The sequence below is a fragment of the Nocardioides sp. genome (genome assembly GCF_050699375.1).
GTDB lineage: Bacteria > Actinomycetota > Actinomycetes > Propionibacteriales > Nocardioidaceae > Nocardioides.
Map to the genome: position 1 here is coordinate 1 of NZ_JBOHDN010000175.1, position 18,506 is coordinate 18,506.

Below are 18,506 nucleotides of genomic sequence, written 5' to 3' on the forward strand. Positions count from 1 at the left end.
GTCACCTCTGCAGGCCGAGACGTCACAAATGCAGATCGAGTTGTCACCGTGGTGACAACTCGACCTGCATAACTGACGCCTCGACCTGCATAGCTGACGCTTCGGCCTGCAGAAGTGACGTCTCGGCTGCAGGGGGACGCCTCGACCAGGAAGACTGACGCTTCGGCCGACGTACGTGACGCCTCGGCCTGCGGGGGACGCCTCGGCGTCAGCCGACGACGACCTCGATGCGCTGGAACTCCTTGAGGTCGGTGTAGCCCGTAGTCGCCATGGCGCGCTTGAGGGCGCCGACGAGGTTCATGGTGCCGTTGGCGACGTGGGAGGGTCCGAAGAGGACCTCCTCGAAGGTGCCGACAGGCTCGAAGGCGACGCGCTCGCCGCGGGGCAGGTCGGCGTGGTGGGCCTCGTTGCCCCAGTGGAAGCCCTTGCCGGGGGCGTCGGTGGCGCGAGCGAAGGGCGAGCCGACCATGACCGAGTCGGCGCCGCAGGCGATCGCCTTGGCGATGTCGCCGGAGCGGCCGACGGCACCGTCGGCGATGACGTGCACGTAGCGGCCGCCGGACTCGTCGAGGTAGTCGCGTCGCGCGGCCGCGACGTCGGCGACGGCCGAGGCCATCGGCACGGCCACACCCAGCACCGTCCGTGTCGTGTGCGCGGCCCCGCCGCCGAAGCCGACTAGCACGCCGGCCGCACCGGTACGCATCAGGTGCAGCGCCGCCTGATAGGTCGCACAGCCACCCACGATCACCGGCACGTCGAGCTCGTAGATGAACTCCTTGAGGTTCAGCGGCTCGGACTGGGAGGAGACATGCTCGGCCGAGACCGTGGTCCCGCGGATGACGAAGAGGTCGACGCCGGCGTCGACGACGGCCTTCGCGAACTCCTTCGTACGCTGCGGCGACAGTGCCCCGGCGACGGTGACCCCCGAGGCGCGCACCTCGCGCAGCCGCTCGGTGATCAGCTCGGACCGGATCGGAGCCTCGTAGATCTCCTGCAGGCGCCGGGTCGCGTCGACACCGCGCAGCTCGGCCAGCTCGTCGAGCAGCGGCTGCGGGTCCTCGTAGCGGGTCCACACGCCCTCGAGGTTGAGCACCCCGAGCCCGCCGAGCTTGCCCAGCGCGATCGCGGTCGACGGCGACATCACCGAGTCCATCGGCGCGGCGACCACGGGGATCTCGAAGCGATAGGCGTCGATCTGCCAGTCGATGCTCACCTCGGAGGTGTCACGGGTGCGCCGCGACGGCACGATCGCCACGTCGTCGAAGGCGTACGCCCGTCGTGCTCGCTTGGCCCGGCCGATCTCGATCTCAGTCACGACACGGATTGTTCCACGCGACCGGATCGAGATCGGAAAGGCCACACGCAGTCGACCACCAACGGTCTCGACGAGCTCGACCACCGGAGGGCCAGAGCAATCGCCCCTATCGGCGCACGGCGGTCAGCAGCAGGTACTCCCAGTCCATCGACCCGTCCTCCAGATACCGGTCCCCGAGATCGGCCAGCGCGGCATCGAGCTCCGCCGTCCGCGACGGGTCCTCGGCGATCCCGCGGTAGGCGACGATCGTGGGCCCGTAGCAGGCCTTGAAGAAGTCCCTGAACTCCGCGCCGGTGGCGAACGAGTCGATGGCGACCATCCGCTTCTCGGCCCGGACACCGCTCACCCGCTCGCCCAGCAGGCCGCGTACGTGCGCCTCGTCGCCCCATCGCGGAGGAGGCTGGGCACCCTCGGGGGGCGGGGCCATGAACGGCTTCATCGCCGCGAACATCTGGCCGATGAAGCCTTCCGGGGTCCAGCTGATCAGGCCGATCCGGCCGTCCGGCCGCACCACTCTGACCAGCTCGTCGGCGGCCTTCTCGTGGAAGGGCGCGAACATGATGCCCACGCAGGACAGGGCGACGTCGAACTCTCCGTCCTCGCCCGGGAGCGCCTCGGCGTCGGCGACCGTCCAGGTGATCGATCCGGCGTCGGCGGCACCCGCACGTGCGCGTCCGATGTCGAGCAGCTCGGGCGTCAGGTCGCTGGCGGTCACCTCCGCCCCGGCGAGTGCTGCGGGAACGGCGGCGTTGCCGGTGCCGGCGGCGATGTCGTGTACGCGGTCGCCGGGCCCGATCCGGCAGGCCTCGACGATCACTTGGCCGAGCTCGGGGATGAGCTCGTCGGCGACCCGGGCGTAGTCCCCGAGGCCCCACATCGCACGGTGGCGGGCCTTCAGGTCGGGTTGTACGGGCGTTGCGGTCATGCGTTCCTCCAAAGACATCTGAGCCGAGAGGAGATCTGGAGTCCCCAGCCTCCCCTCGCACCGCCACCGCGGATAGTTCCGGATCTGTACTTGCCACGCGTCCCGGTCGGGGGTCTACTGAGGACAGGGATCTCGGGGGACAGGATCTCGGGCTGCACCAAGGGAGGCGGTCCGGTGGCGGGATACGGCCAGTTTTGTCCGATGGCGAAGGCCATGGAGGTGCTCGACGAGCGGTGGACGCTGCTCGTCGTGCGCGAGCTGCTGCTCGGCAGCACCCACTTCAACGAGCTTCGCCGGGGCGTACCCAGGATGTCGCCGGCACTGCTCTCCAAACGCCTGCGCACCCTCGAGCGCGCGGGCATCATCCAGCGACGCGGCCAGGAGCAACGTACGTCCTACCACCTCACCACCAGCGGCCAGGAGCTCGCCACGGTGGTGACCGCGCTCAACGAGTGGGGCGTGCGGTGGGTCGGGTCGCTGGGGCAGGCCGACCTGGACCCGCACCTGCTCTTCTGGGACATGCGCCGCACCATCCCGATCGATGTGTGGCCGCGGCAACGCACCGTGGTGGAGTTCCGGCTCACCGACGTCGAGCCGAAGGTCGCCCGCTGGTGGCTCGTGGTGGCCGCCGACCAGGCCGAGGTCTGCGACTTCGACCCCGGCTTCGAGGTCGATGCCCGCCTCACCGCCAGCCTGCGTACGCTCACCGAGATCTGGCGCGGAGACCTCGCCTGGCCGATGGCGATCCGCGACGACCTGGTCGGCATCAACGGCACCCGGGACGTACGCCGCGCCCTGCCGTCCTGGCTCGGCCAGTCCTCCGCCGCGTACGTCCCCCGCCCTCGCCCCGCCGCCGTCAGCCCCGATCGCACCAGCCTGGCGTTCGAGGGTCACGGCTAGGGTGATCCGGTGGGAAGTCGTACGGATGTCGACCGCGGTGATCGCGCGGACCTCCGAGCCGACTGCTCCAGCTGTTTCGGCCTGTGCTGTGTCGCGCTTGCCTTCGTGAAGTCGTCCGACTTCCCCCACGACAAGCCCGCGGGCGAACCGTGCGTGAACCTCGACGACCACGACGCCTGCCGCATCCACCCGGGCCTGCGGGACCGGGGTTTCAAGGGCTGCACCGTGTTCGACTGCTTCGGCGCCGGGCAGAAGGTCTCCCAGCGCACCTTCGCCGGACGCTCCTGGCGCGATGACCCGCAGGTGAGCGCCGAGATGTTCGCCGCGTTCCCCGTCGTCCGCCGCCTGCACGAGCTGCTCTGGTATCTGGGCGAGGCCATCGAGCTAGTCCAGGACAACCGCGACCCCACGCCATGGCTCGACGCCTTCGACGAGGTGCGCCGGCTCAGCGACCTGGAGCCGCACGACCTCGCCGGCCTCGACGTCGACGCTGCCTACGACTCCGCGCGTGGTCTCCTCGTCGAGGCCAGCGAGATCGCACGCGCAGCGACCGAACCCGCCAGCCACCGGCACTCGGGCCGCGTGCCCGAGCCGGGGAGCGACCTGGTCGGCGCGAAGCTGGCGGGAGCGGACCTCTCCGGAGCGACGATCCGCGGGAGCGTCGCGATCGCCGCCGACCTGTCCGGCGCGAGCCTGCGGAGGTGCGACGTCCTCGGCGTCGACCTGCGTGACGCCGACCTGAGCGGCGCGGACCTCAGCGGCGCGATCTACCTGACCCAGATGCAGGTCAACAGCGCCCGCGGCGACGCCCGCACCGCCCTTCCCGACGGCTTCGAGCGGCCGGCGCACTGGGCATCGTGACGCGGTTGCCGCCTCGGGCTCAGCTCCAGTCGTAGGTGAGCACGAAGCCGTACGCCTCCCCGCCACCTTCCTCGGCCAGCACCATGTCGGCCTCGCCGACCAGGCCCTCCAGCCCGCCGGTGCCCAGGCCCGAGATGACGGTGAGGTGCGATCGGACGGTGGCATCCGCGTACGTCCCGCTGATCCGCCACACGCAAGAGCCCTCCTGGCCGGCGATGGAGCCGGTGAACTGCTCGTACGCCTCGAAGACCGCGCCTCCGGCGGGGTTGCCGTAGGCGCCGATCATCCGCGCGACGCCCTTGCCCTCGATCTCGCCGGTGTAGGTGTAGTCGGTCTCGGAGGTGGTCAGGCCGCGGTGCGGGATGTAGACGTCCTCGCCCATCTTCGTCCCTTCCCCGTCGATGTCGACGTAGGCCGCCTCGTGCCAGCGCGCGACGCTCATCGTGGTGCTTGCCTTGCTGCTGAAGGTCTTGTTCTCGGTCGTCATGGGTCCAGCCTGCTCCGGAGACAGGGGCGCCGGATTGAAGGAACGCGCCATATCGTTGGCGGCATGGCTGGCCATATGGAAGGCAGGGGCTATCCCGACGCGATCGTGCGGCCGGTGACGGCTGCCCGGACGATCACCACCGAGCGGTTCGCGCCCTCGCCGGCGCTCGCGGGGCACGTCGACTACCACTGGTACGTCGGCTGGCACCTCGAGCACCCGCACGACCAGCAGGTCATCCCGCAGCCCCGGATCCATGTCGCCGCGGAGGAGGGCCGGCTGCTGGTCCATGGGATCGGCCGGCGACCGTTCCTTCGGCACCTGAGCGGCCGCGGCCACACGCTCGGCGTCTCGTTCCTGCCAGGCCTCTTCCGTCCGGTGCTCGGCAGCCGGGTCAGCGCGCTCGCCGACCAGGTCGTCCCGGCTCAGGACCTGCTCGGTGTCGACGACCGCCCGGCGGCGGACCGGATCCTCACCTCGGCGGACCCGGCGGAGATGGCCGCCGCGATGGAGTCCTACCTCCTCGAGGTCGGGCTCCCCGCGGACCCGGTGGCCGAGGACGTACGCCGCCTGGTCGCGCTCGCCGAGGACGACCGCTCGATCACCCGGGCCGAGCAGCTCGCCGACCACGGCGGACTGAGCCTGCGGTCGCTGCAGCGGCTCTTCAGCGAGTACGTCGGGATCGGCCCGAAATGGGTCGTCCAACGGTTCCGCGTGCTCGAGATCGCCGCCCGCGCTCACTCCGGGGACGTCGACTGGGCCGCGGTCGCTGCGGAGCTGGACTTCAGCGACCAGGCCCACCTGGTGCGTACGTTCCGGGACGTCGTGGGCGCTCCCCCGGCGACGTATGCGAAGGATCTCTAGCTGCTCCGCCAGGTTGTGAAGCTGCGCGTGGCCTATAGGTCACTCTCAGCTTCACAACCAGCTCAGTCGGGTTTCTTCTCCCCCGCCTCGACAGCGACCGATAGGCGGTTGCCGGCCGGCGGGAGCGGGCAGGTGGCGTGGTCGGTGTAGGCGCACGGCAGGTTGGTGGCGCGATTGAAGTCGACGATCACGTTGCCCTCCGCGTCGGGCGCGTCGATCGAGAGCTGGCGGTTGGCGGCGTACGTCGTCCTGCCCGAGGTCTCGTCCAGGAACAGGACGTGCAGCCCGCCGGGCGTGGAGCCGGGGAAGGCGACGAGGCTGTGCACGGCGTCGCCCACCTCGAACTCGATCTCGCCGACCGCCGCGTAGACGTGCTCCAGGCCGTCGACGACCGAACCGACCGTGGTCGGAACCGGCGTCTCATAGGCGGCGAAGCGCCCGGGGACGGCCCACGCCGGGTCCGGTGCGTAGGCCTCGGTCCCGCGATAGCCGGTCAGGACCGGGCTGTCGGGATGCCGGGGGCGGATCATGTCGTTGCCGCCACGCTTGGCGATCTCGACCACCGCGTCGCCGAACCCGGCGGTGACACCGTCTCCCGCGTCGATGGCACCGAACGAGTGCCGGCCGGTGATCTCGGCGCCGTCGACCACCAGCGACTCACCGGGAGCCAGCGAGACCACGACGCCTTCGGGGCCGCTCGACCAGGCACCCGGCACGTCGTCGTACGTCTCCGGCTCCTCCGCGAGCCAGCGGAGCGAGGTCACGGCGAGGAATCCGTGCGCCGAGGCGCGCCTGCTCTCGTGCTCCTCGTGCCACGCCGCCCACTCCTGGGCGAAGGTCTCGGTGTCGATGACGGTCATGGGTCCTCCCGAAAGGTTAAGAATGCAGGCATCGGATTGAACTCCTACCCGTCCGGCTCTGTGCCCGAAATTCACAGATCGTGACCATCTCGTCGCACTTTCACGCGGACGACGACCGAGATGGGACGAGCCCCGGACCTCTGCGGTCCGGGGCTCGTGGTCGCGGGGCGTCGATCAGAGGTGGTAGTTGGGCGCCTCTGCGGTGACCTGGATGTCGTGCGGGTGGCTCTCCTTGAGCGAGGCCGAGGTGATCCGCATGAAGCGGCCCTCGGTCTGGAGCTCGGGGATGGTGCGCGCTCCGACGTAGAACATCGTCTGGTGCAGGCCGCCGGTGAGCTGGTGGGCGACGGTGGCCAGCGAGCCCTTGTAGGCGACCTGGCCCTCGACGCCTTCGGGAACGATCATGTCGTCGTCGGTGACCTCGGCCTGGAAGTAGCGGTCCTTGGAGAACGACTTCTTGCCGCGGCTCGACATCGCCCCCATGGAGCCCATCCCGCGGTAGGCCTTGAACTGCTTGCCGTTGATCAGCACCGTGTCGCCGGGCGTCTCCTCGCAGCCGGCGAGCATCGAGCCGAGCATCACGGAGTCGGCGCCGGCGACGATGGCCTTACCGATCTCACCGGAGTAGCGCAGACCACCATCGGCGATCACCGGCACACCCGCCGGCTTGCAGGCCAGCGAGGCCTCGTAGACGGCGGAGATCTGCGGCACGCCGACGCCGGTGACGACCCGGGTGGTGCAGATCGAGCCCGGGCCGACCCCGACCTTGACCGCGTCGGCGCCCGCCTCGACGAAGCTCTGCGCGCCCTCCTTGGTGGCCACGTTGCCGCCGATGACCTGGACGTTCTTGGTCGCCGGGTCGGACTTGAGGCGGCGAACCATGTCGATCAGCATGCGTACGTTGCCGTGGGCCGTGTCCGCGACGAGCACGTCCACACCGGCGTCGATGAGCGTGGTCGCCCGCTCCCAGGCGTCGCCGAAGTAGCCGATCGCGGCACCGACGAGCAGCCGGCCCTGGCCGTCCTTGGAGGCGTCGGGGAACTGCTCGGACTTCACGAAGTCCTTGACCGTGATCAGGCCGGTGATGCGGCCGCTGCCGTCGACGAGCGGCAGTCGCTCGAGCTTGTGCTGGCGGAGCAGGCTGGTGGCCGCGTCGCGGTCGATGTCGGCCGGGCCGGTGATCAGGTCCTTGGACGTCATCACCTCGTTGACCTTGGTGGTCGCCCACTCCGCGACCGGCGTGAACCGCAGGTCGCGGTTGGTGATGATGCCGATAAGCTTCTGGTCGACGTCGACGACCGGGAACCCGGAGATCCGGTACTCACCGGCGAGCTTGTCGAGCTGCTCCAGCGTCGCGTCGGGGCCGATGGTGACCGGGTTGGAGATGATCCCGGTCTGGGTACGCTTGACCAGATCGACCTGGTAGGCCTGATCCTCGATGCTCAGGTTGCGGTGGAGAACCCCGATGCCGCCCTGGCGCGCCATCGCGATCGCCATCCGGGACTCGGTCACGGTGTCCATCGCCGCGGAGATCAGCGGGACCCGCAGGTTGATCTCGCGGGTCAGCCGGGAGGTCGTATCGATGTCAGACGGCGCCAGATCCGAATAACCGGGCATCAGGAGGACGTCGTCGTAGGTGAGGCCGAGCGTCGCGAACTTCTCCGGGATCTCCATGAAAAGATTCTACGGTCGGCTCCCCGCGACGCCGAAAACGCGAGACGACATCACCCCGACGGCTACCGGCTCAACGGCTTGAGATCGCGCACGGGCACCTTGACGGTGAGCACATCGCCGGCCATCCGGATCCGGCCGCGCATCCCGGCGGCGAGCACCATCGGCAGCACCGCCTGGTTGTCGGACCGCGTGGTGAGCAGGATCTCGGAGGCCCCGAGCATGTGCGCGAGCCTGGCCGTGTCGACCAGCAGCCTGGTCCCGATGCCCCGGCGCTGCCAGGCGGGGTCGACGCGCAGGTTGATCACACGTACGTTCTCGTCGTCCTCGGTCGGCGCGAGCACCTCGCCGAGCCCGACGGCGACCCCGTCGACCATCGCGGTCACGGTCTCGCCTGCGACGACGAGGTCGGGGGTGCTTCCGGTGCCGAGGCGGCGTACGGGTGGGGTCGTGCCGATCGCCACGGACTCCCGGCTGCGGTCGAGCACGTCGTTGACCAGGTCGGCCATCGCGGAGCCGCGGGCGTGCTCGGTCGCGGTGAACGGGGCGGTGCGGTGCAGCTGCACGTCGACGTCGGCGACCCGCAGCTCCATGGTGTCGTGGATGACCCCAGGGGGTGCCTCGGCCTCGGCGTCGAAGAGTTGGGCGACGATCTCGGGGAACGACATCGGCCGTTCCAGGATGTGCCGGGCGGCCCGTACGTAGCGTGTCGGCTGATCTGCCAGCGCTGCCTCGTTGGCTGCCTGGACGACCGCACCGCGACCGCCGGAGGAGGTGATCAGGTCGCTGATCTCGCTCTCGCCCCAGCCCGCGGGCGTACGCAGCACGAACTCATCGGTGACCTGGTCCAGCCCGGGGAAGATCTGCATCCCCAAGATGTTGACCCCGGCCTCGCCACAGCGCTGCGCCAGCGCAGCCAGCGTGCCCGGCCTGTCCGGCAGCGTCGTACGCGCTCTCCACAACATCGTCCCCGCCATGCCCCTAGTCTGCCCTTCGCGCTGTTTCGGGTCGGTTACCTTCGGTTAAACCTTGATGCCGAGAGCCCGGTCCGGTGCCGGCGCGGGGTCGGTGCGGTATCAGTCGGGCGGCGGGCGTGGCGGGGTCTGCTCGCCCGCCTCGACGAGCACGTCGATGTGGTTGCTCGCCGGTGGTAGCGGGCAGGTGGCGTGGATCGTGTAGGCGCAGGGCATGTTGGCGGCGCGGTTGAAGTCGACGATCGCCGTGCCGTCGACAGGCGGCGGGACGGCGAGCTGGCGACACGCGGCATAGGTCGTCACGCCGCTGGTCTCGTCGGTGAACAGCAGCCACAGCTCGTCGTCGCCGCCGTCGAAGGCGATCAGCCGCTGCGGACGTCCACTCACCTCGAAGGCGACCTCCCCCACCGCGTCGATGACGGTCGAACGGCCCTCGACGACCGAGCCGACCGAGATCGGGCGGCTCGTCTCGTAGGCCGTGAAAGCGGCATGGACCCGCCACGCCGGGTCCGGATCGTAGGTTGGCGTGCCGGTGTAGTCGCGCAGGAACGGACCGTCGGTCTGTCGCGGCCGGAGCACCGGGGTGCCGAAGCGGTCGGCGACCTCCACCGTGCCGGCGTCGAAGGTCGCGGTCACGCCGAACGGGTCGACGTGGCCGAAGACGTGTCGACCTGCGAGGGTCGCGCCGCCGAGCTCGAGCCACTCACCCTCGCCGAGCTCGACGATTGCGCCTTCCGGACCGGAGGACCAGACGCCCGGGATGCCGGGGAACCGCTGCGGGTTGGCGTTCAGCCAGTGCAGCCCGGTGATCGCCAGAAAACCCTCAGGACTTCTCAGTTCGGCCTCTCGCTCGTCGCGCCACCGTTGCCACGCCTGCTCGAAAGTCACGTCCCGCACCCTACAAAGACATGCGTTGCCGGGTCTTGCAATAGTCGCCGACTTTTACCGTCGGTTTCACGGTCAGGGCGCTTCGCGGCGCCCCGACGCCCACCCGATCAGGCGGATCGCGCCGCGGGCCGCGGTGACCAGGACGAGATACCAGATCGCGGCCACCGTCAGCAGCGGGATGATCAGGTGGTTGCGCTCCTCGAGCGCCTGGACCACCCCGAGCAGGTCCGTGATCGAGAGCACCGAGACCAGGCTCGTCGCCTGGAGCGTCACCACCAGGACCTCACCCAGACGGTCGACCAGCCGGCCCGCGGCTGCGTCGTCGCGGCCGATGACCCTCGCGGCGTACGCACCCATCGCCAACCCCAGCCCCGCGATCGCCGCGTAGACCGGGGTGACCTGGCGCACCGCGTCGATGTGCACCCCCGGGATCCCGAAGCCGAGGTCGGGAAAGACCAGCGCGATGTTGCTCCACAGCAGGAGCTGGACCAGCACCGGGATGCTGCCGAAGACCCAGACGTACGCCCTCGCGATCCCGCTCAGCACCGGGTTGCCGGACCTCACCAGCCGGGCCACGATCAGCCCGATGGCCGAAGCGACCAGGACGACCAGCGCGGTCAGCCGGACCGTCAGCCAGACCCCGGCGAGGACGTCGGGATGGAACAGGTGGTCGACCACCGTGCCCCAGATGAGGTTCTCGTTGGTCACCAGGCTCCACAGGAGCCGGAGCAGAAGCAGACCGAGCACGCCTGCCGCCAGCCATTCAAGCGGGCCGCGCCGGATCAGCCGGGTCGCGTCCCGGCCGGCTCGGTCGGCAGCAACGGTCTCGGTCATCGCGGAGAACCATGGCGTCTCCTGGTGACCAGGAGGTTGCGGCCAGCTGGTCATTCCTTGAAATCGCCGAGTCAGCGCATCCCGCCCCTCTCGCTCGCTTCGCTTCGCGAGACACGGGGCAAGATGCGCCGACTCGGCTCTGTTGCCGACCCGGCTATCACTCAGTAGGAGGGCTGGGCCTGGACGTTCAGCTCGTCGAACTTCACCCGCTTCGCGGAGGCGACCCGCGGGTCGCGCAGGTCGAAGACGTCGAAGCCGCGCTGGATCTCGTTGGAGTAGATATAGCCGTTGTAGTAGTAGGTCGACCACGGGCCGGCGATCGTCGAGGTGTCCTCGAACGGACCACGGTCGAACCAGGCGATCTCCTTCGGGTTGGCCGAGTCGGTGAAGTCGTAGACCGAGACTCCGCCCTGATACCAGGCCTGGACCATGATGTCCTTGCCCTTGACGGGGATCAGCGAGCCGTTGTGGGCGACGCAGTTCTCGGTGTTGGACTGGGTGCGAGGGATCTTGTAGTAGGACTTGAAGACGAGCTGGCCGCCCTCGATGTCGTAGATGCCGTTGGCACCCTTCTCCGGCCCCGTCTCCGGGTTGCAGGTCGGCGAGCCGCCGCCGCCGAGCTCGTCGGTGAAGACGACCTTGGTGCCGGTGTTGTTGAAGGTGGCCGAGTGCCAGAACGCGAAGTTCTCGGTGTCGGTGACCTGCTCGGTCACCACCGGGTTCTCGCGGTCGGAGATGTCCATCAGGATGCCGTCGCCCATGCACGCGCCGGCCGCGATGTCCTTGGCCGGGTAGGTCGTGATGTCGTGGCAGCCGGCGGTGTTGGTGTAGCCGCCACCGGGGAAGAGCACCGGCTCGTTGACCACGGCGGCTCGTTCCGGAGCCCGTGTCGGGATCTTCACGATGCTGATCTTGTCGTGCGGGGGCTGGCAGTCGGGGTAGGTCTCGCGGGGCCCGTAGGAGGAGACGTACGCATAGACGCTCCTGCCGTTCTCGCTCGGCGCCAGCGAGTGGGTGTGGGAACCACACTTGGTCTCGACCGCCGCGACGTACTCCGGGTCTCGCGGGTCGCTGATGTCGAAGACCCGGAGGCCTTCCCACGACTCCTTGATCTCGGCCGACTGCGGCTCGTTGTCGCAGGTGTCGTTGCTGCGGCTGGAGTCGACGGAGAGGACGAGCAGGTCACCGTAGACGGAGATGTCGTTCTGGGAGCCGGGGCAGGCGTACTGCTTCACGAGCCTCGGCTTATTCGGGTGCTTGATGTCGATGACGCTGAACCCGTTGTAGTTGCCGGCGAATGCGTACCTTCCCTGGAAGGCGAGGTCGCTGTTGAGCGCGTCGACGGACTCGAAGGCGCCCGACTTGGGGATGTTGGCGATCAGATGCATGTTGGGCGTGCCGTCGGACTCGCCGGCGGCGACGGCAGGCTCGTTGGCGGCCAGCTTGGCCAGGTCGTTGCCGGCGACGCAGGCGGAGGCGAAGTTGTCACCGAGCTTGGTGATCGCCTTCTTCTGCTCGGCGGTGCAGCTCGTCTGAGCCTCGGGACTCCGAGTGGTCTCGGTGCCGTGGGGGTGGGACTCGTCTGCGGAGGACGGGGTGGCGACGGCCAGCCCTCCTGCGACAACCATGACCGCCGCGATGGGGGCCAGATAGCGGGTTGGACGTCTAAGCCTCATGTTCGCAAGCCTTCCGAGTCGGCTGCCGTGGGGCGGCAGGGCCCTGACCACTCGACTTTACTGAAATTCGACCCCCGGGGGCATGGAAAGTGAATAAGTTGTACCTCCCTGCTCAATCCGGGAAGCCTCTACCTCGGGAGGATGGCCATGCCCAAGAAAAGTTCCGGCCTCATCACCCCGGCTCTTGTGGCTGCGAGCGCCGTGGCTGGAGCCCTGTTGCTCGGCGGGTGCGGGTCCTCGGACGAGTCGCACGGATCGCACGGGTCGCACGGGTCGCGCTCGCCCAGCCCGGAGGCGGCCACCCAGTCGGCGCCTGTGGTCCAAGGGGGAGCGCCCGGCGAGTCCGCGAAGACGATCTCTCCCTCGGACGCGCCCGGCACCGATCCGTGGAACCGTACGGATGCCGCGTTCGTCACGATGATGATCCCCCACCACGCCCAGGCGCTGGAGATGACGCGTCTCGCGCACGAGCACTCCTCGCACCCCGAGGTGAACTCGCTGGCCACGCGCATCGAGTCGGCGCAGGGGCCCGAGATCGTGGCGATGAGCGGGTGGCTCAACGCCCGGGGCCTGAGGGTGCCCAGGGCTTCGGATCCGGCCCACACCATGGACGGCATGCTCACCGAGGCTCAGATGACGGAGCTCGGCAAGGCCCGCGGCGAGAGGTTCGACCGGCTGTTCCTGACCGGGATGATCCAGCACCACGAAGGCGCCATCAAGATGGCCGACCCGATGGCGGCCAAGGGCAGCGACGCGTTGGCCATCGAGATGGCGATGGATGTCGAGGCCACCCAGAAGGTGGAGATCGAGATCATGGAGAAGCTGCTCACGAAGCTCTGAGGAGGGGTAGGTTTCGGCGGTGCCCCTCACCCCCACCCGGCGCCGACGCGTGCTCATCGGCTCCGCCGTCGTCGCCTGTCTCGCCCTGGTCATGACCGCGCTGGTCTACACCGGCGTCGTGATGCCCACCCGCCTGTTCGCTGCCAAATACGACGTACGCGGCATCGACGTCTCCCACCACAACGGCTCCGTCGACTGGGCGAAGGTGGCCGAGCAGGACATCGCCTTCACCTGGATCAAGTCGACCGAGGGCTCTGCGCACGTCGACTCCCGCTTCTCCGAGAACTGGGCTGAGGCGCAGCGGGCCGGCCTGGCGACCGGCGCCTACCACTTCATGAGCTTCGAGAGCCCGGGCACCGACCAGGCCCAGAACATGATCGCCGCCGTGCCTCGGGTCGAGGGCACGCTCGCCCCGGTCGTCGACCTGGAGCCCTACGGCAGGTTCAAGGGCAACCTGCCGCCCGCCACCGAGGTGCGCGCCATCCTCGATCCCCTGCTCGCCGCGCTCGAGGCGCACTACGGCATCGAGCCGGTCATCTACACCACCCCGTCGGCCTACCGTGCCTATCTGGTCGACCTCTACCCCGACAACCCGATCTGGTTCCGCTCCGTCGCCTGGCCGCCGCGCGTCCCCGACGGACGCGACTGGACCATCTGGCAGTACTCCAACCGTGACCGGCTCGACGGCGTGGGCAGCGAGACGGAGGCGTACGTCGATATGAACGTGCTCTCCAACGACGTCTCGCTCGACTCGCTGGTCGTTCCCTGAAATCGCCGCGTCGGCGCATCCGACCACTCTCGCCTCGCTTCGCTCGCGAGACACGGGGGCAGATGCGCCGACTCGGCTATCTGTCAGTGTCCGTGGCCGTGACCGGCCGCGGGTGCCTCTTCCTCTTCCGGCTTGTCGACGACCAGGGTCTCGGTCGTGAGCAGCATGCTCGCGATCGAGGTGGCGTTGGTCAGCGCGGAGCGGGTGACCTTGACCGGGTCGATGACGCCCTGAGCGATCAGGTCGCCGTACTCGCCCGTGGCCGCGTTGAAGCCCTGGCCGACACCGAGCTCGCGAACCTTGGTGGTGATCACGTAGCCGTTGTCACCACCGTTCTCGGCGATCCAGCGCAGCGGCTCGTCGGCGGCCTTGCGGACGATGCGTACGCCGACCGCCTCGTCGCCCTCGAGACCGAGGTCCTTCTCCAGCACCGAGACGGCGTGGATCAGGGCCGAGCCACCGCCGGGGACGATGCCCTCCTCGATGGCGGCGCGGGTCGCGGAGACAGCGTCCTCGATGCGGTGCTTCTTCTCCTTGAGCTCCACCTCGGTGTGAGCGCCGACCTTGATCACGCAGACGCCACCGGCGAGCTTCGCGAGGCGCTCCTGGAGCTTCTCGCGGTCCCAGTCGGAGTCGGTGCGCTCGATCTCGGACTTGATCTCGTTGACGCGACCGTCGACGGCAGCAGCGTCGCCGCCACCCTCGACGATGGTCGTGTTGTCCTTCGAGACCGTGATCCGGCGGGCGGTGCCGAGCACCTCGAGGCCGACCTGGTCGAGCTTGAGGCCGACCTCCTCGGCGACGACCTGCGCGCCGGTGAGGATCGCGATGTCCTGCAGCATGGCCTTGCGGCGGTCACCGAACGCGGGCGCCTTGACGGCGGTCGCGTTGAAGGTGCCCTTGATCTTGTTCACGACCAGGGTCGAGAGGGCTTCGCCCTCGACGTCCTCGGCGATGATGAACAGCGGCTTGCCGGCGGCGATGACCTTCTCCAGCAGCGGCAGGAGCTCCTGGATGGAGCCGATCTTGCCCTGGACGAGCAGGATCAGGGGCTCGTCGATGACGGCCTCCATCCGCTCCTGGTCGGTCACGAAGTACTGAGAGATGTAGCCCTTGTCGAACTGCATACCCTCGGTGAACTCGAGATCGGTGCCGGTGGTGTTGGACTCCTCGACGGTGATCACGCCGTCCTTGCCGACCTTGGCGAAGGCCTCGGCGAGGATGTCGCCGATCTTCGCGTCGCGGGAGGAGATGGTGGCGACCGAGGCCATGTCGGACTCGTCGACGACCTCACGAGCGGCGGTACGCAGCGCGTCGCCGACGGCGGTCGCGGCGGCGTCCATGCCGCGCTTGAGGCTCATCGGGTTGGCACCGGCGGCAACCGCGCGGAGGCCCTCGTGAACCATCGCCTGGGCGAGGACGGTCGCGGTGGTCGTACCGTCACCAGCGATGTCGTTGGTCTTGGTAGCGACCTCCTTGGTGAGCTGAGCACCAAGGTTCTCGAACGGGTCGTCCAGCTCGATCTCACGCGCGACGGTGACACCGTCGTTGGTGATGGTCGGGGCGCCCCACTTCTTGTCGAGGACGACGTAGCGGCCCTTGGGCCCCAGCGTGACCTTGACGGCGTTGGCGAGGGCGTCCACGCCACGCTCGAGGGCGCGGCGGGCGTTCTCGTCGAACTCCAGGATCTTAGGCATTTCACATACTCCTCATGACACGCACGGACGCGGCCGGGCCGGCTGGCCCGGCCGCGTCAGATGTGCGAGACGGATGATCGTCAGGCGATGACAGCGAGGATGTCGCGCGCGGAAAGGATGAGGTACTCCTCGCCGGCGTACTTCACCTCGGTGCCGCCGTACTTGCTGTAGATGACCTTGTCGCCCACGGCGACGTCGAGCGGGACGCGGTTGCCCTTGTCGTCGATGCGACCCGGACCCAGCGCCAGGACCTCGCCCTCCTGGGGCTTCTCCTTGGCGGTGTCCGGGATGACCAGACCGGAGGCGGTGGTCTGCTCGGCCTCGACGGCCTTGACGACGATCCGGTCCTCAAGAGGCTTGATGTTGACCGACACTGTGTCGACCTCCCCATTTCTTTTCTACGGAGTCAGACTTCGGTGGGTGTTGCTACGTCTGTGCTTGCGATCTGCCGCATACGCCGTCGCGGGGGTCGCACCCGGCTCGCAAGCGCTGGCACACTCAGGGGGAGAGTGCCAGAGCAGACGTTAGCACTCGCCTCCAATGAGTGCCAGCATGGCTGGTCTATCGCTGTCCGGGGATCCTCACCAGCAGCGCGATCGCGCCGGCCAGAAGGCCGATGAGGATGATGGCTCCCACCACGAGGAACGATCTGCGATCCTCGCCGTCGTCCTTTTCCTCGAAAGTGGTGATCTGGAGCTCCTCTCCATCGCCCCTCAGCGACGGCGGAGCGACCTCGTCCACCGCCGCCAGCTCCTCGGCAGGGGCCGAGCGGCTCGGTTCCGGATCCGCCTCCTTCGCCGTCGGCGTCGGTGCGGCCTTCACCGTCTCCTTCTCCGCCGTCGTCTCCTCGGCGGCTTCGGGCACGTCCACGACCGGGATCCGCACGTACGTCACCGAGTAGCTCGCCAGCTGCTTGCCGGAGCTGTGCGAGACGACCGCGGTCTTCTGCGGCGCGGACAGGGCGTGCGTCTCCGCCCCCGCGTTGCCGCGACCGACCACGCAGAACGACGCGATCCGATAGCCCTCGGGCGCCGTCGCGGTGACGGAGGCGGAACCCACCGAGGAGTAGGAGCGGTCCCCCGACGAGCATCGGTCCACCGCAGTCGCGGTGTCTGCCGCCGCGGGCGTGCCGAGAAGCAGTGCCAGCAGGGCCGTGACGGCCGCGACCGCCCAGTGGATCGGCGAGGTCACGCGGGGGGATCTACGCACCCGGCGGATCCTAGATCAGAAACACCCGGTGGGGTAATGGAGTTTGACCGGTCCGGAAACTCGCCTGAGAGGATCGGGGCATGGATCTCGATGCCTTCACCTGGTTGCTGACCGATGACGGGCAGAGGCTGCTGACGCGGGCCACCGAGATGTCGATGTCAGCCGAGTCGGACGGCAAGGGATCCGCCCTGGCGGTGCAGACCGCCCTGCGCAAGGACGAGACCGCCGAGCACGTGGCCGCGGCGATGACCCAGGTCGACCTGCGCCGCAAGGCAGCCGCGAAGTTCGGCGACCTGGCACCGCGGATGTACTTCACGCCCGATGGCCTGGAGCAGGCGACCCGCCTCGCCGTCGCCCATCATCGAGCTGCCCGGCTGCGTGCGTTCGACGCGACGAGTGTCATCGACCTGGGATGCGGCATCGGTGGTGACCTGATCGCCTCCTCGCGGGCCGGGCTCACCGCCGCCGGGGTGGATCTCGACCCGGAGCGGGTCGCGGTCGCCCAGGCGAACCTCGACTCTCTCGGGCTGCCCGGCGCCGTCACCATCGCCGACGCGACGGCCCTCGACCACTCACCGTTCGACGTCGCGTACGCCGATCCGGCACGCCGCGGCGCCAAGGGCCGGGTCTTCTCCGCCGAGGGGTGGACCCCGCCGTGGTCGTGGGTGGAGACGCTCTTCGCGCGGGACGCGTGCGTGAAGGTAGCTCCGGGGATCCCGCACGACCTCGTCCCCGACAAGGTCGAGGCCGAGTGGGTCAGCGACCACGGCGAGGTCAAGGAGGCCGCGCTGTGGTCGGGCTCGCTGGCCAGCACGAACCGCCGCGCCACGGTCATCGGCGATCGCGGCCTGGCGACGCTCACCTCCGAGGACGACCCGGGCGCTGACGTCGGCGAGGTCGCCGACTTCCTCTACGAACCCGACGGCGCGGTGATCCGTGCCGGCCTGGTCACTGCCGTCGCCGCCGGCGTCCAGGGCCATCTGATCGACGAGCACATCGCGTACGTCGCCTCCTCCGCCTCCTTCGAGACCCCGTTCGCTCGGGGATATCAGGTGCTCGAGGAGCTCCCCTACCGGGAGAAGCAGCTCAAGGCGGCGCTGCGGGAGCGTGGGATCGGGAAGCTGACGATCAAGAAGCGTGGCGTGCAGGTCGTGCCGGAGCAGCTCCGCAAGCGGCTCGCGCTGTCGGGGTCTCGTGAGGGGACGATCGTGCTCACTCGGGTTGCCGGCGAGGGGACGTGTCTGTTGGTGCGGCCGTTCTGAGGGATGTCTCCTCTTGGTGGTCTCGACAGGCTCGACCACCGGGTCTGGGCTCGACCACCGGGTCTGGGCTCGACCACCGGGTCCGGGCTCGACCACCGAGGTCGGTCAGGCCAGGACGCTGGTCACGGGCTGGGAGGAGTCGGCGGGCAGGTCCAGGGCAGAGGGCGTACGTCCCCTCGAGACCATCTCCGATCCCAGGGCCGCCACCATCGCGCCGTTGTCCGTGCACAGGGCCGGGCGAGGGACCCGGACGCGGATGCCGAGCTTGGCGGCACGCTCCTCGGCGAGGACGCGGAGCCGGCTGTTCGCTGCGACCCCGCCGCCGATGATGATGTGCTCGATGCCTTCGGAGGAGGCTGCGTCGAGGGCCTTCCTCACCAGGATGTCGACGACCGCCTCCTGGAAGCTGGCGGCAACGTCGGCGACCGGGACCGGCTCACCGCTGCGCTCCTTGGCCTCGACCCAGCGGGCGACGGC

Annotated in this window: 18 protein-coding genes and 1 pseudogene; 6 read left to right on the top strand and 13 right to left on the bottom strand. The window is 69.1% G+C overall.

The features are described from left to right. Window positions 1-208 precede the first annotated feature (208 nt). Both ACRDPS_RS13130 and ACRDPS_RS13135 read right to left on the bottom strand, forming a co-directional pair. Window positions 209-1,315, bottom strand: a complete 1,107-nt coding sequence (locus ACRDPS_RS13130; RefSeq protein ID WP_431502089.1) for a GuaB3 family IMP dehydrogenase-related protein — start codon at window positions 1,313-1,315, stop codon at window positions 209-211. Window positions 1,316-1,421: 106 nt separating this feature from the next. After that, entirely contained in the window at window positions 1,422-2,240 is an 819-nt protein-coding gene (locus tag ACRDPS_RS13135; protein WP_431502090.1) for a class I SAM-dependent methyltransferase, read from the bottom strand. A 201-nt stretch (window positions 2,241-2,441) separates the two neighbouring features. Here ACRDPS_RS13135 and ACRDPS_RS13140 point away from each other — a divergent pair, with 201 nt between their 5' ends. Both ACRDPS_RS13140 and ACRDPS_RS13145 read left to right on the top strand, forming a co-directional pair. Next, window positions 2,442-3,140 carry a winged helix-turn-helix transcriptional regulator gene (locus ACRDPS_RS13140; protein ID WP_431502091.1) on the top strand — a complete coding sequence of 233 codons (699 nt, stop codon included), beginning with the start codon at window positions 2,442-2,444 and terminating at the stop codon, window positions 3,138-3,140. A gap of 9 nt (window positions 3,141-3,149) precedes the next feature. Further along, window positions 3,150-4,001, top strand: a complete 852-nt coding sequence (locus tag ACRDPS_RS13145; RefSeq protein WP_431502092.1) for a pentapeptide repeat-containing protein — start codon at window positions 3,150-3,152, stop codon at window positions 3,999-4,001. A gap of 19 nt (window positions 4,002-4,020) precedes the next feature. Here the strand turns inward: ACRDPS_RS13145 and ACRDPS_RS13150 are convergent, their stop codons facing one another. After that, the gene (locus tag ACRDPS_RS13150; RefSeq protein ID WP_431502093.1) at window positions 4,021-4,488 is read right to left on the bottom strand and encodes a DUF3224 domain-containing protein; all 468 of its coding nucleotides are present in this window, start codon (window positions 4,486-4,488) and stop codon (window positions 4,021-4,023) included. Between the two features lie 63 nt (window positions 4,489-4,551). Here ACRDPS_RS13150 and ACRDPS_RS13155 point away from each other — a divergent pair, with 63 nt between their 5' ends. Next, the gene (locus tag ACRDPS_RS13155) at window positions 4,552-5,349 is read left to right on the top strand and encodes an AraC family transcriptional regulator (RefSeq protein WP_431502094.1); all 798 of its coding nucleotides are present in this window, start codon (window positions 4,552-4,554) and stop codon (window positions 5,347-5,349) included. A gap of 62 nt (window positions 5,350-5,411) precedes the next feature. On the opposite strand, the gene ACRDPS_RS13160 is transcribed toward ACRDPS_RS13155, so the two are convergent. The 6 genes from ACRDPS_RS13160 to ACRDPS_RS13185 all read right to left on the bottom strand — a co-directional run bounded on the left by ACRDPS_RS13160 (window position 5,412) and on the right by ACRDPS_RS13185 (window position 12,252). After that, entirely contained in the window at window positions 5,412-6,209 is a 798-nt protein-coding gene (locus tag ACRDPS_RS13160; protein ID WP_431502095.1) for a DUF1684 domain-containing protein, read from the bottom strand. Window positions 6,210-6,383: 174 nt separating this feature from the next. Next, a complete protein-coding gene (gene guaB / locus ACRDPS_RS13165; RefSeq protein WP_431502096.1) occupies window positions 6,384-7,883 on the bottom strand; it encodes an IMP dehydrogenase in 1,500 nt (499 codons plus the stop codon). A 62-nt stretch (window positions 7,884-7,945) separates the two neighbouring features. Beyond that, complete coding sequence (locus tag ACRDPS_RS13170) at window positions 7,946-8,857, bottom strand: GNAT family N-acetyltransferase (RefSeq protein ID WP_431502097.1); 912 nt, start codon at window positions 8,855-8,857, stop codon at window positions 7,946-7,948. Window positions 8,858-8,956: 99 nt separating this feature from the next. Then, a complete protein-coding gene (locus tag ACRDPS_RS13175) occupies window positions 8,957-9,742 on the bottom strand; it encodes a DUF1684 domain-containing protein (protein WP_431502098.1) in 786 nt (261 codons plus the stop codon). Window positions 9,743-9,814: 72 nt separating this feature from the next. Continuing rightward, a complete protein-coding gene (locus ACRDPS_RS13180) occupies window positions 9,815-10,576 on the bottom strand; it encodes a hypothetical protein (RefSeq protein ID WP_431502099.1) in 762 nt (253 codons plus the stop codon). A 161-nt stretch (window positions 10,577-10,737) separates the two neighbouring features. Then, window positions 10,738-12,252, bottom strand: coding sequence for an LVIVD repeat-containing protein (locus ACRDPS_RS13185; RefSeq protein ID WP_431502100.1), 1,515 nt, complete (start codon window positions 12,250-12,252; stop codon window positions 10,738-10,740). A gap of 147 nt (window positions 12,253-12,399) precedes the next feature. Between ACRDPS_RS13185 and ACRDPS_RS13190 the strand changes: the two genes are divergently transcribed. Beyond that, on the top strand, window positions 12,400-13,092 hold the full coding sequence (locus ACRDPS_RS13190; RefSeq protein WP_431502101.1) for a DUF305 domain-containing protein: 693 nt from the start codon (window positions 12,400-12,402) through the stop codon (window positions 13,090-13,092). A 19-nt stretch (window positions 13,093-13,111) separates the two neighbouring features. Continuing rightward, window positions 13,112-13,861, top strand: coding sequence for a glycoside hydrolase family 25 protein (locus ACRDPS_RS13195; RefSeq protein WP_431502102.1), 750 nt, complete (start codon window positions 13,112-13,114; stop codon window positions 13,859-13,861). 83 nt (window positions 13,862-13,944) lie between these two features. Here the strand turns inward: ACRDPS_RS13195 and groL are convergent, their stop codons facing one another. The 3 genes from groL to ACRDPS_RS13210 form a co-directional block, all read right to left on the bottom strand. Then, window positions 13,945-15,558, bottom strand: a complete 1,614-nt coding sequence (gene groL, locus ACRDPS_RS13200; RefSeq protein ID WP_431502103.1) for a chaperonin GroEL — start codon at window positions 15,556-15,558, stop codon at window positions 13,945-13,947. Between the two features lie 80 nt (window positions 15,559-15,638). Further along, complete coding sequence (gene groES / locus ACRDPS_RS13205; protein ID WP_008362423.1) at window positions 15,639-15,932, bottom strand: co-chaperone GroES; 294 nt, start codon at window positions 15,930-15,932, stop codon at window positions 15,639-15,641. A gap of 187 nt (window positions 15,933-16,119) precedes the next feature. Then, entirely contained in the window at window positions 16,120-16,767 is a 648-nt protein-coding gene (locus ACRDPS_RS13210; protein WP_431502104.1) for a hypothetical protein, read from the bottom strand. 80 nt (window positions 16,768-16,847) lie between these two features. On the opposite strand from ACRDPS_RS13210, the gene ACRDPS_RS13215 reads away from it, so the two are divergent. Beyond that, entirely contained in the window at window positions 16,848-18,029 is a 1,182-nt protein-coding gene (locus ACRDPS_RS13215; protein WP_431502105.1) for a class I SAM-dependent methyltransferase, read from the top strand. A gap of 105 nt (window positions 18,030-18,134) precedes the next feature. On the opposite strand, the pseudogene ACRDPS_RS13220 reads toward ACRDPS_RS13215, so the two are convergent. Then, window positions 18,135-18,506, bottom strand: a pseudogene (locus ACRDPS_RS13220) (tRNA (adenosine(37)-N6)-threonylcarbamoyltransferase complex transferase subunit TsaD); the annotation flags it as partial.